At 74.5% G+C, this 20406-nt stretch carries 13 protein-coding genes and 1 tRNA gene; 6 read left to right on the top strand and 8 right to left on the bottom strand.

The genetic code is table 11. The features are described from left to right. Positions 1-40: 40 nt before the first annotated feature. Complete coding sequence (locus tag WCD74_RS17525; RefSeq protein WP_337696155.1) at positions 41-5608, top strand: ATP-binding protein; 5568 nt, start codon at positions 41-43, stop codon at positions 5606-5608. Here WCD74_RS17525 and WCD74_RS17520 read toward each other — a convergent pair. After that, positions 5589-6389: an alpha/beta fold hydrolase gene (locus tag WCD74_RS17520; RefSeq protein ID WP_337696154.1), complete on the bottom strand. Its 801-nt coding sequence runs from the start codon at positions 6387-6389 to the stop codon at positions 5589-5591. The two genes, WCD74_RS17525 and WCD74_RS17520, sit on opposite strands and share 20 nt — an antisense overlap. A gap of 42 nt (positions 6390-6431) precedes the next feature. Between WCD74_RS17520 and WCD74_RS17515 the strand changes: the two genes are divergently transcribed. Genes WCD74_RS17515 through WCD74_RS17505 form a run of 3 tightly spaced genes read left to right on the top strand, consistent with a single transcriptional unit; the run spans position 6432 to position 9135 of the window. Next, positions 6432-6911, top strand: a complete 480-nt coding sequence (locus tag WCD74_RS17515; RefSeq protein WP_337696153.1) for a winged helix-turn-helix transcriptional regulator — start codon at positions 6432-6434, stop codon at positions 6909-6911. A 49-nt stretch (positions 6912-6960) separates the two neighbouring features. After that, positions 6961-7707, top strand: a complete 747-nt coding sequence (locus WCD74_RS17510) for an enoyl-CoA hydratase (RefSeq protein ID WP_373696096.1) — start codon at positions 6961-6963, stop codon at positions 7705-7707. 39 nt (positions 7708-7746) lie between these two features. Continuing rightward, entirely contained in the window at positions 7747-9135 is a 1389-nt protein-coding gene (locus WCD74_RS17505) for an amino acid permease (protein ID WP_337696151.1), read from the top strand. A 4-nt stretch (positions 9136-9139) separates the two neighbouring features. Here the strand turns inward: WCD74_RS17505 and WCD74_RS17500 are convergent, their stop codons facing one another. Further along, positions 9140-10588 (bottom strand): HAD-IB family hydrolase, encoded by a 1449-nt coding sequence (locus WCD74_RS17500; protein WP_337696150.1) that lies wholly within the window; start codon positions 10586-10588, stop codon positions 9140-9142. Then, positions 10575-13073: a glycerol-3-phosphate 1-O-acyltransferase gene (locus tag WCD74_RS17495; protein ID WP_337696149.1), complete on the bottom strand. Its 2499-nt coding sequence runs from the start codon at positions 13071-13073 to the stop codon at positions 10575-10577. The genes WCD74_RS17500 and WCD74_RS17495 overlap by 14 nt, the downstream gene beginning before the upstream one ends. A gap of 160 nt (positions 13074-13233) precedes the next feature. On the opposite strand from WCD74_RS17495, the gene WCD74_RS17490 reads away from it, so the two are divergent. Next, positions 13234-14250, top strand: coding sequence for an alcohol dehydrogenase (locus WCD74_RS17490; RefSeq protein WP_337696148.1), 1017 nt, complete (start codon positions 13234-13236; stop codon positions 14248-14250). Here the strand turns inward: WCD74_RS17490 and WCD74_RS17485 are convergent. The 5 genes from WCD74_RS17485 to WCD74_RS17465 form a co-directional block, all read right to left on the bottom strand. Further along, entirely contained in the window at positions 14247-15305 is a 1059-nt protein-coding gene (locus WCD74_RS17485) for a glycoside hydrolase family 18 protein (RefSeq protein ID WP_337696147.1), read from the bottom strand. The two genes, WCD74_RS17490 and WCD74_RS17485, sit on opposite strands and share 4 nt — an antisense overlap. Continuing rightward, a complete protein-coding gene (locus tag WCD74_RS17480; RefSeq protein WP_337696146.1) occupies positions 15302-15925 on the bottom strand; it encodes a hypothetical protein in 624 nt (207 codons plus the stop codon). The genes WCD74_RS17485 and WCD74_RS17480 overlap by 4 nt, the downstream gene beginning before the upstream one ends. A 368-nt stretch (positions 15926-16293) precedes the next feature. Further along, positions 16294-16367 (bottom strand) — tRNA-Pro (locus WCD74_RS17475). 23 nt (positions 16368-16390) lie between these two features. Next, complete coding sequence (locus tag WCD74_RS17470) at positions 16391-17386, bottom strand: metallophosphoesterase (RefSeq protein WP_373696095.1); 996 nt, start codon at positions 17384-17386, stop codon at positions 16391-16393. Positions 17387-17397: 11 nt separating this feature from the next. Then, on the bottom strand, positions 17398-19779 hold the full coding sequence (locus WCD74_RS17465) for a penicillin-binding protein (RefSeq protein WP_337696145.1): 2382 nt from the start codon (positions 19777-19779) through the stop codon (positions 17398-17400). Positions 19780-20032: 253 nt separating this feature from the next. Here WCD74_RS17465 and WCD74_RS17460 point away from each other — a divergent pair, with 253 nt between their 5' ends. Continuing rightward, positions 20033-20386 carry a WhiB family transcriptional regulator gene (locus WCD74_RS17460; RefSeq protein ID WP_337696261.1) on the top strand — a complete coding sequence of 118 codons (354 nt, stop codon included), beginning with the start codon at positions 20033-20035 and terminating at the stop codon, positions 20384-20386. Positions 20387-20406: the final 20 nt, after the last annotated feature.

Raw genomic sequence — 20406 nt, 5'->3', positions numbered from 1 at the left:
CGACTGGCGAGTACGCGCCGGAAACGGCAAGTTCCATGCCATGGCGTCCGACGAAGGCCCCACGCCGCCTCCCGCCCCGGGGAGGTCGGCCCCCACGGCGTTCGACGAGGGCTTCCCGCCGCCCCGCGCGGTGCGCCGGATCGCGATCGTGAACCGGGGCGAGGCGGCGGTCCGGCTGATCCACGCGGTCCGCGACATCAACGCCGAACGGCGCGGCGAGGACGTCGAGCCGATCCGCACGATCGCGCTGGCCACCGACGCCGAGCCGGCCGCGATGTTCGTGCGCGAGGCCGACGAGGTGTACCAGCTGGGCGCGGCCGCGGACCGTCCCTACCTCGACCACGACCGCCTCGCCGGGGCGCTGCGCGACACCGCCGCGGACGCGGTGTGGGTCGGCTGGGGCTTCGTCGCGGAGGACGCGGCCTTCGCGCAGCGCTGCGCGGAGCTGGGCATCACCTTCATCGGCCCGGACGCGGAGGCGATGCGCCGGCTCGGCGACAAGATCGGCGCCAAGCAGCTGGCCGAGGAGTCCGGGGTACCCGTCGCCCCCTGGAGCGGCGGCGCCGTCGACTCCCTCGACGCGGCCCTCGAGGCGGCCGCGGCGATCGGCTACCCGCTGATGCTCAAGGCCGCCGCCGGGGGCGGCGGGCGCGGCATCCGGACGATCCGCGGCGACGACGAGCTGCGCGCGGCCTTCCAGACCACGCGCGACGAGGCGCGGCGCGCGTTCGGCAGCGACGTGGTCTTCCTGGAGCGCCTGGTCACCGGCGCCCGGCACGTCGAGGTGCAGGTCATCGCGGACTCCCACGGCACCGCCTGGGCCCTGGGGGTGCGCGACTGCTCCGTGCAGCGCCGCAACCAGAAGATCCTCGAGGAGTCGGCCTCGCCCCTGCTCACGGCCGGGCAGACCGACGAGCTCAAGGCCTCCGCGGAGCGGCTCGCGCAGCGGGTCGGCTACTGCGGTGCCGGGACCGTCGAGTTCCTCTACCACCCCGGCGAGAAGTCGTTCTCGTTCCTCGAGGTCAACACCCGGCTGCAGGTCGAGCACCCGATCACCGAGGTGACCACCGGCACCGACCTGGTGCGCCTGCAGATCCACGTGGCGAGCGGCGGTCGGCTGACCGGTCAGCGGCCGCCCGAGGTGGGCCACGCCGTGGAGGCGCGCCTGAACGCCGAGGACCCCGACCGCGACTTCACCCCGTCCCCGGGCCGGATCGAGCTGCTGGAGCTGCCGAGCGGGCCGGGGGTCCGCGTGGACACCGGCGTGAGCCGGGGCGACGTCATCCCACCCGACTTCGACTCCATGATCGCCAAGATCATCGCCTCCGGCCGCACCCGGGACGAGGCGCTCGCGCGGCTCCGGCGCGCGGTCGCCGAGACCGCGGTCGTCGTCGAGGGCGGCGTCACGAACAAGAGCTTCGTGCTGGCGCTGCTCGACCGGCCGGAGGTGATCGACGGGTCGGCCGACACCGGATGGATCGACCGGGTGCGCGCCGAGGGCGGCCTGGTCGAGGACCGGCACGCCGGGATCGCGCTCGTCACGGCGGCCATCGAGGCCTACGAGAGCGAGGAGCTCCTGGAGGTCGCGCGCCTGCTGGAGACCGCCCGCGGCGGGCGTCCGCAGGCCGCGCACCGCACCGAGCGGCCCTTCGACCTGACCCTGCGCGGCCGCAGCCGCCGCGTGGAGGTGTCCCGCATCGGGGCCCGGCGCTTCCGCGTCTGCGTCGTGGGGGGCGACGGCGAGCCCGACCGGGTCGTGCACGCCACCGTGCACACCCTCGACGCCCACCACCGCCGGGTGGTCGCGGGCGGCCGCGGCTACCGCGTGCTGTCCGCGACCCACGGACCCGTGCACTTCGTCGAGGTGAACGGGATCGCGCACCGGGTGAGCCGGGACGAGGGCGGGGTCGTGCGCGCCCCGGCCCCGGCGCTCGTCGTGGCCGTCCCGGTCGCGGTCGGCGACGAGGTCGCCGCCGGCGCTCCGGTGCTGGTGCTCGAGTCCATGAAGATGGAGACCCAGCTGCACGCCCCGTTCGCGGGCGTGCTGCGAGAACTGCACGTCGCGACCGGCAGCCAGGTGGAGACCGGCGCGCCGCTCGCGCGCCTGGAGCCGCTGGAGGACCCCGACGAGGCGGCCGCGCCCGACGAGCCCGCGGCCGAGCTGGACCTGCCCGACGCGTCCGACGACCCCGGCCGGCCGCTCGACGACCTGGCCGCCGTGCTGCTCGGCTACGACGTCGCCCCCGGGGACGAGGACGGCTGGGGCACCGAGGCCGCGCTGGCCCGCTACCTGGCCGAGCGCGACCACCGCGACCCCTACGACGACGAGATCGGGCTGCTCGCGATCTTCGCCGACTTCGCGGAGCTCTCCCGCAACCGGCCCGCCGACGAGGAGGCGCGGGCCGAGATGCGGGTGCACAGCCCGCGCGAGTACTTCCACACCTACCTGCAGAGCCTGGACACCGAGCGCGGCGCCCTGCCGGAGATGTTCACGGCCAAGCTCCGCAGCGTCCTCGCGCACTACGGCGTCGACGACCTCGCCCGGACCCCCGAGCTCGAGCGGGTGGTGTTCCGGGTCTTCCTCGCCCAGCAGCGCTCCGCGCCGGACCTGGCGATCGTCACCGCGATCCTGCAGCGCTGGCTCGTCGAACCCGCCATCGACGACGACCGCGCCCCCGGGGTGCGCGAGCTGCTGGACCGGCTCGTGCGGGCCATGCAGCGCCGCTTCCCCGCCGTCGGCGACCTCGCCCGCAGCGTGCGCTACCGCTGGTTCGACGAGCCGGCCGTCCTGGGCGAGCGCTCCGCGGCCCTGGAGAGCGTGGCCGGCGAGCTCTCCTACCTCGACGCGCACCCCGACGCCCCGGACCGCGCGGAGCGGATCGAGGCGCTCGCCGCCACCCCGGAGCGCGTCGTCGGGCTGCTGGCCGACCGGCTGCTCGCGGGCGTCCCCGTCCGCGAGCCGCTGCTCGACGTGCTGACGCGCCGGCACTACCGCGGCTACGAGCTGCACGACCTGCGCACGCTGACCCTCGACGGGCGCCCGGGCGTCGAGGCGGACTACGTCCTGGACGACCGCCCGACCCTCCTGGTCTCGACGGTCGGCACCGTGGACGAGCTCACCCCGGACAGCGGGCTGGCGCTCGCGCTCGCGGAGTGCGTCGCGGCCCGCCGTCGGGACCAGGCGGCCGTGGTGGACCTCTACCTGGCCTGGCCGGACGCCCCCGACGACGCGGACGCCTGCACCGCGGCGCTGTGCGAACGGCTCGCGGCCATCCCGTTCGCGGCCGACGTCCGCCGGATCGCGGTCGCGATCTGCACCCCGGTCCGTCCGGTCGGCTACGTGACGATCCGGCCCTCCGGCGACGGCGGGCTGGTGGAGGACGACCTGGTCCGCGGCGTGCACCCGATGGTCGGGCGCCGGCTCGACCTGTGGCGGCTGCGCGACTTCGACATCACCCGCGTGGACGCGCCGGACGACGTCCTGCTCTACCACGCGATCGCGAAGGACAACCCGGCCGACCAGCGGCTCGTCGCCCTCACCCAGGTCCGGGAGCTCGCGGTCGTGCGCGACGCCGACGACCGGGTCGCGTCGCTGCCGCAGGTCGAACGGGCCATCGCGGACTGCGTGGAGGGCATCCGCCGGGCGCGGGCGGCCCGGGCGTCGAAGTCGGTCCCGCTGGACATGAACCACGTCTGGATCCACATCTGGCCGCCGATCGAGGCCGAGCTGGAGCAGGTGACGGCGGTCCGGGCCAGCATCGCCCCGATCACGTCCGGCGCCGGGATCGACGAGGTCCTCGCGTCCGGGCGGATCGCGACCCCCGAGGGCACCTATCCGATCACCGGGCGCTTCTACGCCCAGCCCGGTGCCGGGGTGCAGTACTCCGTAGGCCCGCCCCCCACCCGGCGGCTCGCGCCGATGGACGACTACGGGCAGAAGGTGATGCGCGCGCGGCGCCGCGGCACCGTGCACCCCTACGAGGTGCTCACCGTGGTGGCCGGGGAGCACGGCACGGTCGTCGAGCACGACCTGGACGACGGCGGGGCGCTCGCGCCCGTGCAGCGGGCACCGGGCGGCAACAGCGCCGGCATCGTCGTCGCCGTCGTCACCACCCCGACCCCGGCCTACCCCGAGGGGGTCACCCGCGTGGTGCTCGCGGGCGACCCGACGAAGGCGCTCGGCGCCGTGTCCGAGCCGGAGTGCTCGCGGATCATCGCCGCCCTCGACCTCGCCGAGTCGTCGGGCGTGCCGGTCGAGTGGTACGCGCTCTCGGCCGGGGCGCGGATCGCGATGGGGTCCGGGACCGAAAACATGGACTGGGTGGCCCGCGGCCTGAAGCGGATCATCGAGTTCACGCAGGCCGGCGGCGAGATCGACGTCGTCGTGGCGGGCATCAACGTCGGCGCCCAGCCGTACTGGAACGCCGAGGCCACCATGCTCATGCACACCAAGGGCGTGCTGGTCATGACGCCCGAGTCGGCCATGGTGCTCACCGGCAAGCAGTCCCTGGACTTCTCCGGCGGGGTCTCGGCCGAGGACAACTTCGGCATCGGCGGCTACGACCGCGTGATGGGCCCGAACGGCCAGGCGCAGTACTGGGCGCCCGACCTCGGCAGCGCCCGCGACATCGTGCTCGCCCACCACGAGCACGCCTACGTCGCCCCCGGCGAGCCCGGGCCGCGGCGGCTGCCGACCGCGGACCCCTACGACCGGGACATCACGACCGCGCCGCACTCGTCGCCGGACTCGACGTTCACGACGATCGGCGAGATCTTCTCGTCGGCGACGAACCCGGACCGCAAGAAGGCGTTCGACATCCGGACGGTGATGCGGGCCCTGGTCGACGCCGACCACCCCACCCTGGAGCGCTGGGCCGGCATGGCCGACGCCGACACCGCGGTCGTGTTCGACGCCCACCTCGGCGGCCACCCGGTCTGCCTGCTCGGGATCGAGTCCCGCGCGGTGCCCCGCCGCGGCTTCCCGCCCACCGACGGCCCGGACACCTACACCGCGGGCACGCTGTTCCCCCGGTCGTCGAAGAAGGCGGCCCGCGCGATCAACGCCGCGAGCGGGAACCGCCCCGTCGTCGTGCTGGCGAACCTCTCCGGCTTCGACGGCTCCCCGGACTCGATGCGCAACCTCCAGCTGGAGTACGGCGCCGAGATCGGGCGCGCGGTGGTCAACTTCGACGGGCCGATCGTGTTCTGCGTGATCTCGCGCTACCACGGGGGCGCGTTCGTGGTGTTCTCCAAGATGCTGAACCCGCGGATGACGGTGCTGGCGGTGGAGGGCTCCTTCGCCTCGGTGCTCGGGGGCGCCCCGGCCGCCGCGGTGGTGTTCTCCGCCGAGGTGGAGAAGCGCACCGAGGCCGACCCGCGGGTGGCGGAGCTCACCGAGGCGGTGCGCGCGGCGGACGAGGTCGAGCGGGCGTCCCGGGCCGGCCGGCTGCGGGAGGTCCGGACGGCGGTCCGGGCCGAGAAGCTGGGGGAGGTCGCCACGGAGTTCGACCGCGTGCACAGCATCCACCGGGCCGTCGAGGTGGGCTCGGTGGACGCCGTGATCTCGGCGGCCGAGATGCGTCCGCGGATCATCTCCGCGCTCGGCTGATCCTCCCGACGACGTCGTCCCAGGCGTCCGCGGGCGGGAGCTGGTGTCCCATCCCCTCGACCTCGACCAGCTCCGCGCCCGGGATCGCGGCGGCCAGCGCGCGCCCGTGCTCGACCGGGAAGACCGGGTCGGCGGTGCCGTGGACCACCGTCGTCGGGAGCCCGGCGAGGGTCGACAGGTCGTCGGGCCCGGGCGCCGCGTCCCCCAGCACCAGGACGTGGTTGGCCGCGCTCGCGAGGTCCTTCGTGCGGGCCACGACCCGCTCGGCGATCGCCCGGACCCGCGCCTCCTCGAACGCGCCCGGGCCGGCGCACGGGCGCTCGGCCTCGACGATCGCCGCCACGGGATCGTCGAGCTTCGGGCCGGGGGCGAGCGACGGCTCGGAGCCCGGGAGGCCGGTGACGCGCGGGTCCACGGCGGTCGTGGCGATCAGGGTCAGCCCGGCGACGCGGTCGCGGTGGGCGAGGGCGAGCTCCTGCGCGATCCCGCCGCCCATCGACAGCCCGACGACGTGCGCGGCGCCGATCCCGAGCCCGTCGAGCACGCCGAGTGCGTCCCGGGTGAGGTCGGCGCCGGTGTAGCCCGGAGCGCCGGGCGGCCAGTGCTCGGCCTCGCCGGTGTCGCGGTGGTCGTAGCGCACGACGCGGAACCCCCGCTCGACCAGCGGTGCGGTCGCCGTCTCGTCCCACCAGTCGCGCGACCAGGTCGCACCCCCGACGAGCAGGACCGGGAAGCCGTCGTCGGGACCCAGGCATTCGGCCGTGGCAACTGGTGGTGGCATGCAACCAGTCCTAGCGGAAGGTGATGGTAAAGTGCAAGCACCATGGAGACGCGATCCGGCTGCCCGATCAACCAGGCCGTGGAGGCGTTCGGCGACCGCTGGAGCCTGCTCGTGCTGCGCGACATCACCTTCGGCGGGCGCCGGCACTTCCGGGAGCTGCTCGCCGGATCGCAGGAGGGGATCGCGTCCAACATCCTGGCCGACCGGTTGAAGCGCCTGGTGGAGAGTGGCCTGCTCACGCGCGACGACCCGGGCCGCGGGCGGCGCGCGACCTACAGCCTCACCGAGCCGGCGATCCAGCTCGTCCCGGTCTACGCGGCCCTCGGCTCGTGGGGCCTGCGGCACCGGGAGACGTCCGAGCCGCTGCGCGTGCGCGCCGAGCTCCTGGAGGCGGGCGGGCCGACCCTGTGGGCCGATTTCATGGACGAGCTGCGCGCGGTGCACCTCGGTGCTCCGGCGCCGGACGGTCCCTCGGCGACGGAGAAGCTGGCGGCGGCGTACGCGGCGGCGTCGGATGCGTGAGTGGCGCCTTCCGCACACCTGACGTCAGCGACGGACCATCGCTGACACGATGACGCGCGTGATCGAATCGCTGGCCCACGACGCGGTGACCGAGCTGCGGATCGCCCGCCCGGAGCGGCGGAACGCCCTCGACACGGAGCACTGCCGCGACCTGCACGCCGCGCTGGACGAGGCCGTCGCGGGCGGGACGCGGGCGGTCGTCCTCACCGGGGAGGGCACCGCGTTCTGCTCCGGCGCCGACCTGCACACCGTGGGCGACGCCGGCTTCCTCGACGCGCTCTACGCGATGCTGCAGCGCCTCGTGGCGGTCGAGGTCCCGGTGATCGCCGCGGTGCAGGGGCCGGCGATCGGGGCCGGGACCCAGCTCGCGCTCGCCGCGGACCTGCGGGTGTGCGCACCGCAGGCCGTCTTCGGGCTCCCGACGGCGGCCCTCGGGCTCGCGGTCGACCCGTGGACGGTGCGGCGCCTGGCGCTGCTCGCGGGCGGCGGGCCCGCGCGTCGCATGCTGCTGACCTGCGAACGGCTCGACGTCGTGGCGGCGGCCGGGCTCGTCGACCGCGCCGCCGACGACCCGCGCGCCGCCGCCCTGGCGTGGGCGGCCGAGGTGGCGGAGCTCGCCCCGCTGACCCTCGCCTACAACAAGCTCGCGGTGAACCGCCTGCTCGAGGAGCCGACCGACCCGGAGACGCTCGGCGCGGTCGCGGCCGGGTTCAGCGCCTGCTGGGCCAGCGAGGACCTCGCCGAGGGGCGGCGGGCCCGGGAGGAGCGACGAGCGCCGCGCTTCGTCGGGAAGTAACCTCACGCCCACCTCACGAGGCGGGCGAGAGGCGGGCTCATGACCGAGACGTCGGAACGACCCGACACCGAACTGCGGGCCGGTCTGCGCAACCGGCACGTCACGATGATCAGCATCGCGGGCGTGATCGGGGCCGGGCTCTTCGTCGGCTCGGGCACGGCGATCGCGACGGCAGGCCCCGGGGTGCTGCTGTCCTACCTGTTCGCGGGCGCCCTCGTCGTGCTCGTGATGCGGATGCTCGGCGAGATGGCGGCCGCGCAGCCGGACTCCGGATCGTTCTCCACCTACGCGGAGCGGGCCATCGGGCCGTGGGCGGGCTTCACCGTCGGCTGGCTGTACTGGTGGTTCTGGGTGCTGGTCATCCCGGTGGAGGCCACGGCGGCCGCGACGATCCTCAACTCCTGGGTCACGGTCGTGCCGCAGTGGACGTGGGCGCTGGTCGTGACGCTGCTGCTGACGGTCACGAACCTGTTCGACGTCTCCAACTACGGCGAGTTCGAGTTCTGGTTCGCGCTGCTCAAGGTGGTCGCGATCATCGCGTTCATCGTGTTCGGGATCCTCGTCGTCGCCGGGCTGATCCCGGTGCCCGCCGGCGACGTCGGCGGCCTGTCCCGCCTCGTCGACCAGGGTGGCTTCCTGCCGAACGGCGTCGGCGCGGTGGTCGCGGCGGTGCTGGTGACGATGTTCAGCTTCATGGGCACGGAGATCGTCACGATCGCGGCCGCGGAGTCCGACCACCCGGCCCAGCAGATCCGCCGGGCGACCCGCTCGGTGATCTGGCGGATCTCGATCTTCTACCTGGCGTCGATCCTGCTCGTCGTCATGATCGTGCCGTGGACCGACCCGCGGCTGCCGGAGAACGGCTCGTACCAGGCCGCGCTGGAGGTCCTGGGCATCCCGGGCGCGAAGGCGATCGTCGACGTCGTCGTGCTCGTCGCCGTGGCCAGCTGCCTGAACTCCGCGCTCTACACCGCCTCGCGGATGATCTACTCGCTCGGCCGCCGCGGGCGGGCGCCGGCGGCGGCGGTCACCCGCACCACCGCCCGGGGCGTCCCGCGGGTCGCGGTGCTCGCCTCCACCGCGATCGGCTTCGTCACCGTGGTCGCGAACTACGCCTTCCCGGAGGAGGTGTTCTCCACCCTGCTCGCGACGTCGGGTGCGGTGGCGCTGCTCGTCTACCAGGTGATCGCGGTGTCCCAGCTGCGGTTGCGGCGGGCCCTGGAGCGCGACGGGGTCGCGATGCCGGTGCGGATGTGGGGCTACCCGTACCTGACCTGGGCGGTCGTGGTCGTCATCCCGGTCATCCTGGTCTACATGGCCACCCGGGAGGGCTCGCGGTTCGACCTCGCGATGACGGCCGTGATCGCCGCCCTCGTCGTGGTGCTCTCGATCGTGGCGACCCGGCGCCGCCGCGCCCCGGCGGAGTAGCGGCTCAGTCCTCGCCCGGCCAGTGCGCGAGCGTGTCGAGGTACTGCCGGCGCACGCCCTCGACGTGGGCGTCGAGGTCCGCCGGGTCCCAGGACGACACGTCGACCGGGGGGAGCACGGCCACCTGCACCGTGCCGGGGTGGATGACCATCGCGTTGCGGCCCATCAGCTCGCCGGTGTTGCGGAACACCAGCGGCACCACCGGCACGCCCGCCTGCATCGCGAGGTGGAACGCCCCCTTCTTGAACCGGCCCGGGCTCGGCGTCGCCGACCGGGTGCCCTCGGGGGCGATGACCACGGAGACCCCGGAGCGCAGCCGCTCGACGGCGGGCTCGAGGGCCTTGCGGGCCGCGGCGTTGTCGGCGCGGTCGATGAACGCCGTCTCGAGCAGCCGCATGAGCGGACCGAACATCGGGTTGTTCGCCAGCTCCTTCTTGGCCACCGGCGCGAAGTTGCCGCGCAGCAGGCCGCCCAGGACGAGCACGTCGAGCTGGCTCTGGTGGTTGAACAGGAAGACCGCGGGCTGGTTCTCCCAGATGTGGTGTCCGCCGACGACGTCCAGCGTGACCCCCGAGGCCAGCAGCGACAGGTCGCCGCCGAGGCCGATGCCGAGGTTCAGCCCGGCGCGGCGCGACCCGCCCAGCAGGCCCAGCCCGAGGCCCGTCACGAACCCGCCCATCATCCCGGCGTACGTGCCGACGGTGCGGGCGACCTCGACCGGGCCCGTCCACGGGCGCCCGGTGAAGTCGATGGTGGGCCAGCCCCGTTCGGCCGCGGCCCGGCGCAGGCCGGCCGACGGGTTGACCGCGGTCGGCCGGCCGACGGTCGCCAGGAACGGCACGTCCTCGTTGCCGTTGGAGTAGGCGAAGCTCTGGTCCAGGTCGACCTCGTGGGCCGCGGCGAACTCCTTGACCGCGGCGGCCTTGCCCTCGCCGTAGGGGCTGCGCCCGTCGGGCTTCCCGGTGATGCGCCCGTCCTCGTCGACCTCGACGGCGGTGTAGATGGTGTGGTCGACGCCGAGGGCCTCCGCGGCCGGCTGGACCTGGAACCGCGTCGCGGACGACGCGAGCACCACCGTGTGGCCCCGGTCGAGGTGCGCGCGGACGAGCCGCCACGCCTCCGGGTACACCGACGGGCCGATCTCGTCGCGGAACAGCTGCCGCCCGAGCTTCTCCAGCTCCTCGGGACGGCGCCCGACCCACGTGCGCAGCGTGATCCCGAGGAACTTGCGGAAGTCCTCCTCGGTCTCGAGCGCCTGGCTCCCGACGGACGCGAGCGTGCGCACCGTCGTCGGGACGTCGATGTCGAGGTGGGTCACGTGGTGACGCATGAACGACACCACCGAGTACCCCGCGATGACGGTGCCGTCGAAGTCGAAGAAGGCGCCGATGCCGGGGCCCTCGGGGGCACTGCGGACGTCGGCGACGAGGGACTCGGGACTAGGGCCGGACACCGGTGCTCTCCTGTCGGTTGCGGGCATCGGTCTCGTCGATGCGGACCACCCGGCCCACCACGGCGCGGATCTCGTCGGCGAACGCCCGGCGCTGGGTGGCGAGGGCGGCGAGGTCGTCCTGCGACGGGGCGGACTCCCGCTCGCCGTCGTCGTCGCTGCTGCCGGGGAGGGCCACGAGACCCCGGTTCCCCGCCAGGCGCAGCGCCGAGGAGAACAACTCCCGCGACAACGCCTCCGGGCCGTGCAGGCGGCCCTGCAGCAGCAGCTGGCGCCCCACCGCCGAGCAGTCGTCGAACAGCTCGGACTCCTCGACGGGCGTGGCCACGTCCCAGGCGGCGAGGCGCTCCGCGACGACCCACATGGCGTCGACGAACGAGCGCAGCACGCGGTGCGCGCACAGGAACTGGCTCGCGAGCAGGATCTCCTTCGTGCGGGCGACCGGTCGTCCGACCTCGGTCCAGTCCGGGTCGATCAGCGTCAGCTCGTCGGCCAGCTCGGCGCGGAAGGTCTCCTTGTCGGGGAAGAAGAACTCGTACTTGAGCAGGTCGCGCAGGGCCAGCGCGTGGGTGAACCCGGCGGCCAGGGCCTCCCGCCCGTCGTCGGCGTCGTCGACCTCGAGCACGGCGAGCTCGACGATCGCGCGGTTGACGAAGTGGTGGATCGCGGAGTTGCGGTAGAAGGCGGCCACGATGTGGTGGCCCGGCTCGATGGAGAAGACCGGTTCGGTGCCCTCGGTGTAGGCGGTGACCACCTGCTCCTGGCGCAACGACAGCAGCGCCTCGGCGACGCCGCCGTTCGTGCGCAGCGAGCCGATGCCCGTGTGCGGGAGCTTGCGCGCCTCGACGTAGTCCAGGACCGGCTCCACCACGCGGCGGACCTGCGAGAGGGTCAGCGCCCGGTCGCGGACCCCGAGCAGGGTCAGCGCGGCCAGGGCGATCGGCGTGACCGGTGTGACCCGGTTGATCCGCACGAAGACCTCGAAAGCGGTCTTCTGCAGCGCGAGCCGCCGGGCGGGGGAGTCCCCGGCGTCGTCGGCGACCAGGTCGGGGTGCCGCTCGAGCGCCGGGTCACCCGCGGTGGACAGCGCCTGACGCAGCGAGAGCGGCTCCCCGAAAGCCACGTGCAACGACCCGACCCGGCGGCGCTGCGCCCGCGCGTACCCCGCCAGCCAGCGCAGGCCCTCCGGGGTCTTCGTCGCGCCGGTCTGCTCGGCCGCCATCTGGTGGACTTCCTGGAGCTGGTCGTGCGTGATCGAGACCGGCACCAGGTAGACGTCCGAGGCCCGCCGCGTCTCCACCGCGTACGCCACGTCGGAGAGCAGCCCGTACTTCGGGGGGCGCAGCTTCCCGGTCCGGGTCCGGCCGCCCTCCATGTACCACTCGAGGTTGAACCGCTTGGCCGCGAGCCACGAGAAGTACTCGCGGACCATCGCCTTGTAGATCGAGTCGTTGCCGAAGCTGCGGCGGATGAAGATGATCCCGCTGCGCCGCGCCAGCGCCTCCAGGCCCCAGATGCGCAGGTTGTTGCCGCCGAGCACGTGGTTGCGCGGGAAGTCGTTCTCGCGCAGCACCTCGGCCAGCACGAACGGGTCGGTGTAGGAGCGGTGCGAGGGCAGGAAGACCAGCGCGTGCTCCGCGTTCAGCTCGCGCAGCGGCTCCAGCCCGCTGGTGTCGGCGTGCACCTCCCACGCCCGCTCGTGCATCGGGCGCAGGACGCCGGAGAACATGTCGACCGCGGTGGGGTCCATCGCGGCGACGAGGCCCTGCAGGTGCTTCTCGGCCTCCTCGGCGACCGCGGTCTCGGGCTGCCCGGTCTCCTCCGCGAGGCGGCGCACCTCGCGGGCGAAGTGCGCCCCGCCGACGATCTGGTCCGAGACCTCGCGCGGCACCTTGGACCGGTTGCCCAGCACGGTGCGCTCGGCGCGGTCGAGCGCGAGGTTGGCCTGCTGGGAGACGAAGCGGACGAAGTCCTGGGTCTCGGTCGACATCCGCTCGCGGCGGTGGCGCACCAGCAGCTCCCGCACCGTGGCGGGGCGTCCGACCACCACCCGGTGCCGCTGCCGGTCGGTGCGCTCCTGCTGGGCGACGGCGGCCCGCGCGCGGTCGCGCAGCTTCGACCGGCGGGTGACGGCGTCCAGGACGCGCAGCAGCGGCTTGGTGGGTTCCGGGCCGCCGAGCTCCCAGACCAGCCGCACCGGAACGAGCAGCGGGTTGTCGCCGTGGGTGAGGCGGGCCGCGAGCTGCTCCCCGCCCGCGGGCACGGTCTCGACGGACCGCCCGTTTGTCGGCCCGTTGGTGCCGAGCCAGCGGTCGATCAGCCGGCGCTCCAGCACGCTCGGGGCGTCGACCAGGACGACCAGCGCGCGGTCCCCGGACTCCGGGAGCGCGCCCAGCGGCGTCGCCGGGACCGGTCGTCCGACCGGGGCGTCGGGCCCGGGCGCGTCCTCGGGGCGGGGATCCGCGGCGGAGGCCGGGTCTGCTCCCACGGTGCACCTCCCGCGTCGGGCCCACGCGGGCCGGGACGGCGGCGGCGCGGGTGCGCCCACCCTACCCGGATGTCGGGGCGCGGTGATCGCCACGCGTCGCCGCTCGGATGCAGGGGTAGGCATGCGTACGACGGCGATCCCGTGATGCGAGGAGAGAGCAGTGCGAGCAGTGCAGGTGCCCCGGGCCGGCGGCGAGTTCGAGCTCGTGGAGCGCGAGCTGCCCGAGCCGGGGGCGGGCGAGGTCCGGGTGACGGTGCAGGCCTGCGGGGTCTGCCACTCGGACATGTTCGCCAAGGAGGGCGTGATGGGGGACGCGACGCCGTTCCCGATCGTGCCCGGACACGAGATCGTGGGCGTCGTCGACGCCGTCGGCGAGCACGTGCGCGGCGACTGGAAGCCGGGCGACCGCGTCGGCGTCGGTTGGTTCGGCGGGGCCTGCTACCACTGCGAGTCCTGTCGCCGCGGGGACTTCATCACCTGCGCCAACGGCCGCATCCCCGGTGTGACCTTCGACGGCGGGTACGCCGACGCCGTCGTCGTGCCGGCCGACGCGCTCGCCCGCGTGCCCGAGGAGCTGTCCTCGGAGGAGGCCGCACCGCTGCTGTGCGCGGGGGTGACGACCTACCACGCGCTGCGTTCCAGCGTGGTGCGTCCCGGGGACCGCGTGGCGGTGCTGGGCATCGGCGGCCTCGGGCACCTCGCGATCCAGTTCGCGGCCCGGATGGGCTGCGAGGTCGTCGCGATCTCGCGCGGCACGGCGAAGGCCGACCTCGCGAAGCAGCTCGGGGCCCACGTCCACGTCGACTCGCAGGCGACCGACCCGGGCGAGGCGCTGGCCGCGATGGGCGGCGCGACCGTGGTCGTCGCGACGGCCACCGAGGGCGGGGCCATCTCCGCGCTCGTGCCCGGCCTCGCCCCGCGCGGGCAGCTGATCGTCGTCGGCGCGGCGGAGACCCCGCTGACGATCGAGGCGATGTCGCTGATCGGGCCGGCGGCCCAGGTCGCGGGGCACCCGTCGGGCACCTCGAAGGACTCCGAGGACACCCTGAACTTCTCCCGGATCACCGGAGTGCGGCCGATGATCGAGACGATGCCGCTGGAGCAGGCCGCCGAGGCCTACGCGCGGATGATGGCGAACGACGCCCGGTTCCGGATGGTGCTCACCACGGGCAACTAGGCGAACCGCTGCAGGGCGCGGGTGAACGCCCAGGGCTCCTGGGCGATGCCGCTGCAGTCGTCCGCCTCGGTCGCGGTGCCCGGGCAGCCGCCGTTGTCGCGCAGCAGCGACCAGGCACCGACGTAGCCGTACCCGCGGGCGCGGGCGCCGTCGACGACGGCGGCCGCGTCCGCGAGCGTCGTGGTGGCCTCGGTGTCGTTGCGGCCGATCATCAGCGTCAGCCCGACGCGCTGCGCGACGTCGGCGGGCTCGGACCCCGGCCACATGCGCTGCAGCGCGGCCAGCGAGAGATCGGCGGCGTCGAGCATGGACTCCGCCCAGCTCCCACGCTGCTCGAAGTTCATCACCATGAGGTTGATCCGCGCCGCCACGCCGCGACCGGACACCGCCTCCACGAGCTCGCGGGCGTCGTCGGTCATGCCCGCGTCCGCGCTCTCCACCTGCACGGTGAGCGTGATCCGCGCTCCCCGCTGGTCCTGCAGCAGCTCCAGCGCCTCCGCGACCCGGTCCATGGAGACGTCGCGGCCCTTGTCGGTCTCGATGTCCACGTCGAGGTGGTCGGTGCCGACGACGTCGAGGGCGCGCCCGTAGGCCCGGGCCAGCGAGGCCGCGTCCGGGCAGCGGGTCTCGAGGTAGTCCCCGACCGCGCCGCCCGACGACACCGTGACCGTGCCGCCCCGGGCCTTCGGCCCGGCGATCGACTGCTGCACGGCCGGGTCGGTCAGCGGGGTGGTGCCGCCCCACGTGGGGTCACATCCCCGCCCGGCGAGGATGAAGCCGAGCACGACGTCGCGCTGCCCGGAGGCGGCCGCGACCGCGCCGAGGTCCGGCAGCGGCGGGGTGGTGAGGTCGACGTACGGGGCGACCCGGACGGTCGGCAGCGGGCCGTCCGGGGCGCGGGGCCCGGGTCGGGTGGAGGCGGGCGCGGCGGTGGACCCGGCCGTGGTCCCGAGCGAGCCCGGCGCGACGCGGACCGGCGAGGGCAGCACCGAGCACGCGACCAGCACGACCGTCAGCAGCGCGCCCGCCAGCGCGGCGCGCAGAGCGACGATCACGTGTCGAGCGTGGGCTGCTGCGCCGCGGGCTTCCTGACGGCGCCGTCCTCGGGCGTGGCCGGCTGCTCCGGCTCGGCCACGGGCGGCTGCGGGACGACCGGGGCGGGCGCGACGGGAGCGGGCGCCACCGGCGCAGGCACGACCGGCTTCGGGACGACCTTGCGCGGCGTCGTCGTGCGCGGGACGACCTTCTTCGTGGTCGTCGTCTTCTTCTTGACCGGCGCCTTCGTCGTCGTCGTGACGTCGGCCGGGGTGGCGACGATCGGGCTGGGCACCACGGGCGCGGGCGGCGACGACGGGGCCAGGGAGGCACCGTTGGCGACCGGGGCCGTCGCGCCGCCGACCGGGCCGCTGGGACCGGCCAGGGCACCGGTGACGACGACCCCGACGTAGCCGGCCGCGAGGGTCGCGGCCACGGCGGCCAGGCCCTTGAACCGGCGGGCACGGCGGCCGCTGCCGTCGACGAACACCGGGCCGGCCTGGGCGCGGGCACCGGGCGAGTTCGGGATGAGCGTGGTGGTGGCCCGCGCGGCGATCTCGTCGGCGGAGCTGCGCTGCGCGGAGGCGGCGCGGATCTCCTCCGGCGAGCTGCGGCGGGCGGGGGCCGCGGTGGTGGGCACGTGCACCGTCGGCGCGGCGGGCGCGGGGACCGGGCGGGGTGCGGGCACCGACGGCGGGCGGGCGGCAAGCGGCCCGCGCTGTGACGGAAGGTGGCCCGGCTGCGCCCGATCGGTGGAATTGAGCACCGTGTACCGGCGTGTGACGCCGTCCGTCGCGCGGTGGTTCGCCATGATTCGTTCCCTGCCGTCCCCGATCGGTGACCGACGCCCGGACGGACGTCACCCGTCCGAGGTATCGCCGGCCAGCATGGCACCGTTACCGCGCGGTGACCAGTTCGTGCTCTTCGTCGACCTGATCACGGCGAGCACCGGCTCCGGAGACGACGAAGGCCCGGTCCTGGACTCCAGAACCGGGCCCTGCCTGTGTGTCGGGGTGGCGGGATTCGAACCCACGACCTCCTCGTCCCGAACGAGGCGCGCTACCAAGCTGCGCCACACCCCGAGCGTGCCGCTCTGGTTCGTACTCTACCCGGTGGGTCCGGCGGCGCGGGACGGGGGCCGGGTCACGGCGGTGGTCCGGCCGTCGGCGGCGCCGGGACCGGCGGGCGCGGCCACCAGCTCGAGCAGCGTGGCCTCCGGCCGGCAGCAGAACCGGGCCGGCGCCCACGGGGACGTGCCCAGCCCGGCCGACACGTGCAGGCGCAGGTGGGACCCCCAGCGCGAGGGTCCCTTCACCCGCGACCGGTCGATCCCGCAGTTCGTCACCAGGGCCCCGTAGCCGGGCAGGCACAGCTGGCCGCCGTGCGTGTGGCCGGCCAGCACCAGGTCGTAGCCGTCGGCGGCGAACCCGTCCAGCACCCGCGGTTCGGGGGAATGGGTCAGCCCGAGCCGCAGGACGGGCGGGGCGCCGGGTTCGAGGGGCCCGGCGATGCGGTCGTGGTCGTCGCGGCCGATGTGCGGGTCGTCCACGCCGGCGACCGCGATCCGCTGCCCGGCGACGGTGAGCTCGAAGCGGGTGTGCGTCGCGTCCTGCCAGCCGCGCTCCACGAACGCCGCCCGCAGGTCCCGCCACGGCACCTCCGGCCCGAGGATGCGGTGCTCCGGGCGGAAGAGGTAGTTCGCCGGGTTCTTCGGCCGGGGGCCGTGGTAGTCGTTGCTGCCGAACACGAACACGCCCGGCCGGTCCAGGAGCCGGCCGAGCGCCTGAAGGACGACCGGCACGCCGCGCGGGTGCGAGAGGTTGTCGCCGGTGTTCACGACGAGGTCGGGCTCGAGCTCGGCGAGGCCCGCCACGAACCGCTGCTCCCGGCGCTGCCCGGGCCGCAGGTGCAGGTCCGAGACGTGCAGCACGCGCAGCGGCCGGGCGCCGGGGGCGAGCACCGGCATCGTCGCGCGCCGCAGTGCGAACCAGTGCCGTTCGACCACGCACGCGTAGCCGAGCCCGAGCGCCCCGGCCGCGCCGGCACCGAGGGCGACCCTCCCCACCGTCCGGAGCAGGCCGCCGTCGGGATCCCGAGCCACGTGTCCTCCGCTCAGCCGCCGGGTGCCGGTCCGACCGCCGGGGCCGCCACCGCGCCGGGGGGCGGGGGCGGCGCGGGCACGGTGCCGCTCGCGACCTGCAGCGTGATCGCCTGGTTCGGCAGCGCGGACCCGCGCGGGGACTGCCCGACCACGGTACCGGCGGGAGCCCGGTTGGCGACCGAGCTCCGCACGACCTGGAACCCGGCCTCGCGCAGCGTCTGCTCGGCGTCGTCGGCCGACTGCCCGACGACCTCCGGGATCTGCTCGTTGGTGCCGCCGGAGACGTAGCGCGGGTCGGTGGCGGGCAGGGGCTGCACCGGTGTCGGGCCGATGACCGGGTTCATCGCCTTGAACCAGGTCCGGGCCGGGGTCTTGCCACCGAAGATGTTGCCGTCGGAGCAGGGGAAGGGCGGCGAGTCGCCGCCGCCGTCGCAGAGCGGGCGCGGTGACGACGAGTCGTCGAAGGTGATGACCGCGCCGGAGAGGGCCGGGGTGAAGCCGAGGAACGCGGCGGACTTGTTCTGCTGCGTGGTCCCGGTCTTGCCCGCCATCGGACGGGTCCAGCCGTTCTCGCCGGCGGCCGCGGCGGAGGTCCCGCCGGGCTGGTCGTCCTTGCTCATGCCCACCATGAGGGTGTCGGCGAGCGTCGGCGGGACGACCTGCTCGCAGGGCTGCTCGGAGACCGGCACCGCGGCGCCGTCGGGACCGGAGATCGACACGATCGGCGTCGGCGGGCACCACGTGCCGCGCGACGCGAGCGTGGCGCCGACGTTGGAGAGCTCGAGCACGCTGGTCGGCGTGACGCCGAGGGTGAACGAGCCCTGGTTCTGCTCCTTGGCGATCTCGGCGATCGACTTGCCGCCGTTGCCCTGCGGCTCGGCGAGCGAGCGCATCCCGAGCTTCACGGCCATGTCGACCACCGGCGCGACGCCGGTGTACTCCATGAGCTTCACGAACCCGGTGTTCGGCGACTGGGCGAGCGCGTCGGTCATCGACAGCACCGGGGGCACCGGGCCGGAGTTGCGGACCGGGAACGGGTTGCCCTGGCCGTCGCGGTAGATGGGGGACGCGTACCCGTCCGGCGGGATCTGCATCTGGTAGTTGATGCCCAGGCCCTTGTCCAGGGCCGTGGCCGCGGTGAACACCTTGTAGACCGACCCGGCACCCAGGTTGACCGGCTCCCAGGGCAGCCCGTAGCTCGTCTCCAGCTCGGAGCCGTCGACGCCGAAGACGCGGTTGGAGCCCATGGCGGTGACCTCGTGGCGGGTGGCCCCGGGGGAGACCGCCGCCATCACGTCGGCCACGTTGCGCTGCTTCGCGGGCACCTCGTTGCGCAGCGCCGCCGTCATCGCGCCCAGCGAGGCGCGGTCGAGCGTGGTGCGGATGGTGTAGCCGCCGCGGTTGAGCTGCTCGGCGGGCAGCCCGGCCTGGCCGAGGTAGTCGACCATGTACTTGCAGAAGAACGCGGCGTCCCCGGCGCCGATGCAGCCGTTGGCCGGCGGGGCGGCGCTGGCGACCCCGAGCGGGCTGGCCGTGGCCTCCTGCGCCTGCTGCGGGGTGATCATCCCCTGCAGCCGCATCTGGTTGATGACCTCGTTGCGCCGCCCGGTGGCCGCCTGCGGGTGGGCGACCGGGTCGAACGCCGCCGTCGACTGCACCATCCCGGCCAGCATCGCGGCCTGCGGGATCGTCAGCTTGTCCGGCGTGGTGTTGAAGTAGGTGCGAGCCGCGGCGCCGACGCCGTAGGAGTTGTTCCCGAGGAACACGATGTTGAGGTAGCGCTGGAGGATCTCGTCCTTGGCCTCGCGCTTGCTGCCGCCCTCGGCGAGCTGGCGCTCGAGCTGCAGCGCGACGCGGACCTCGCGCAGCTTGCGGGCGTAGGTGGCCTCGGTGGCCTTGAGGCGCTCCGAGGGCGTCCGCGCGGTGACGTAGAGCTGGTAGTTCTTGATGTACTGCTGGGTGAGCGTCGAGGCGCCCTGCTGGGTGGAACCCGCGGACTGGTTGGTCACCAGGGCGCGCAGCGTGCCGGTCCAGTCCACGCCGTCGTGCTCGTAGAAGCGCCGGTCCTCGATCGCGACGATGGCCGCCCGCATCGTCGGGGAGATCTGCTCGAGCGGCGTGTTCTGCCGGTTCTGGTCGTACAGGTAGGCGATCGGGGCGCCCTGCCGGTCGGTGACCGTGGTGACCAGCGGCAGCTGCCCGGCCGCGAGGTCGGAGGACGTGGCGCTGACGGTGTCGCTCGCGTCGTTGGACACCAGCCCGAGCCCGCCCACGAGCGGGAAGGTGATGCCGGCGAGGATCAGGCCGGCGACGAGGCACAGACCCAGCAGGCGTGCGATCGGACGGGCCGCGACGCCGCGCCGGCCGGCGTCGTTCCGTGTTCCCCCAGTCATCGGTGTCCACGGTACTGGCCCGGTGGTGTGGTTCGTGCTCACCGCGTCCGATGGGCTCCGACGACGGTGTTCACATGACAGATCCGATTCCGGTCTTGGTCGATGGAACCGTTCGCTCCTAGAGTGCGTCGAACCCCATGAAGGGCGGGGCGCGCGGCCGGCGGGGCCGGGCGCACCGGTGCGCGGGCCGGCCGGCGGGGCGGCGGCGCGGTGCACCGGGAGCCATGGGGCCACACGAGGGCGGGATGACGTGATCGACGAGGCGGGAACGCGGAACTGGCGGCACGAGGCACGGTGCCGCCACGAGGACCCGGACACCCTGTTCGTGCAGGGCGCCCAGCAGCGGGACGTGCGCGAGGTGTGCAAGGCCTGCCCCGTGCGCACCGAGTGCCTGGCGCACGCCCTGGACAACCGGATCAAGTTCGGCGTGTGGGGCGGCATGACCGAGCGGGAGCGCCGGGCGCTGCTCAAGCGCCGCCCGGACGTCGTCTCGTGGTCGGCGCTGCTCGAGGCCGCACGGCGTGCCGCGCTGCGGCCGCAGCAGCCGGCCGCCGGGAGGCCCGAGCGCCCGGCAGCCGAGGAGAAGCCGGCGCGCCGGGTCGGCTGAGCCGGAGCGCGGCCGCCGCC

Source organism: Actinomycetospora aurantiaca (assembly GCF_037401875.1).
In the GTDB taxonomy this organism is placed as follows: Bacteria; Actinomycetota; Actinomycetes; order Mycobacteriales; family Pseudonocardiaceae; genus Actinomycetospora; species Actinomycetospora aurantiaca.
This window is presented reverse-complemented; position numbering and strand designations above follow the sequence as displayed.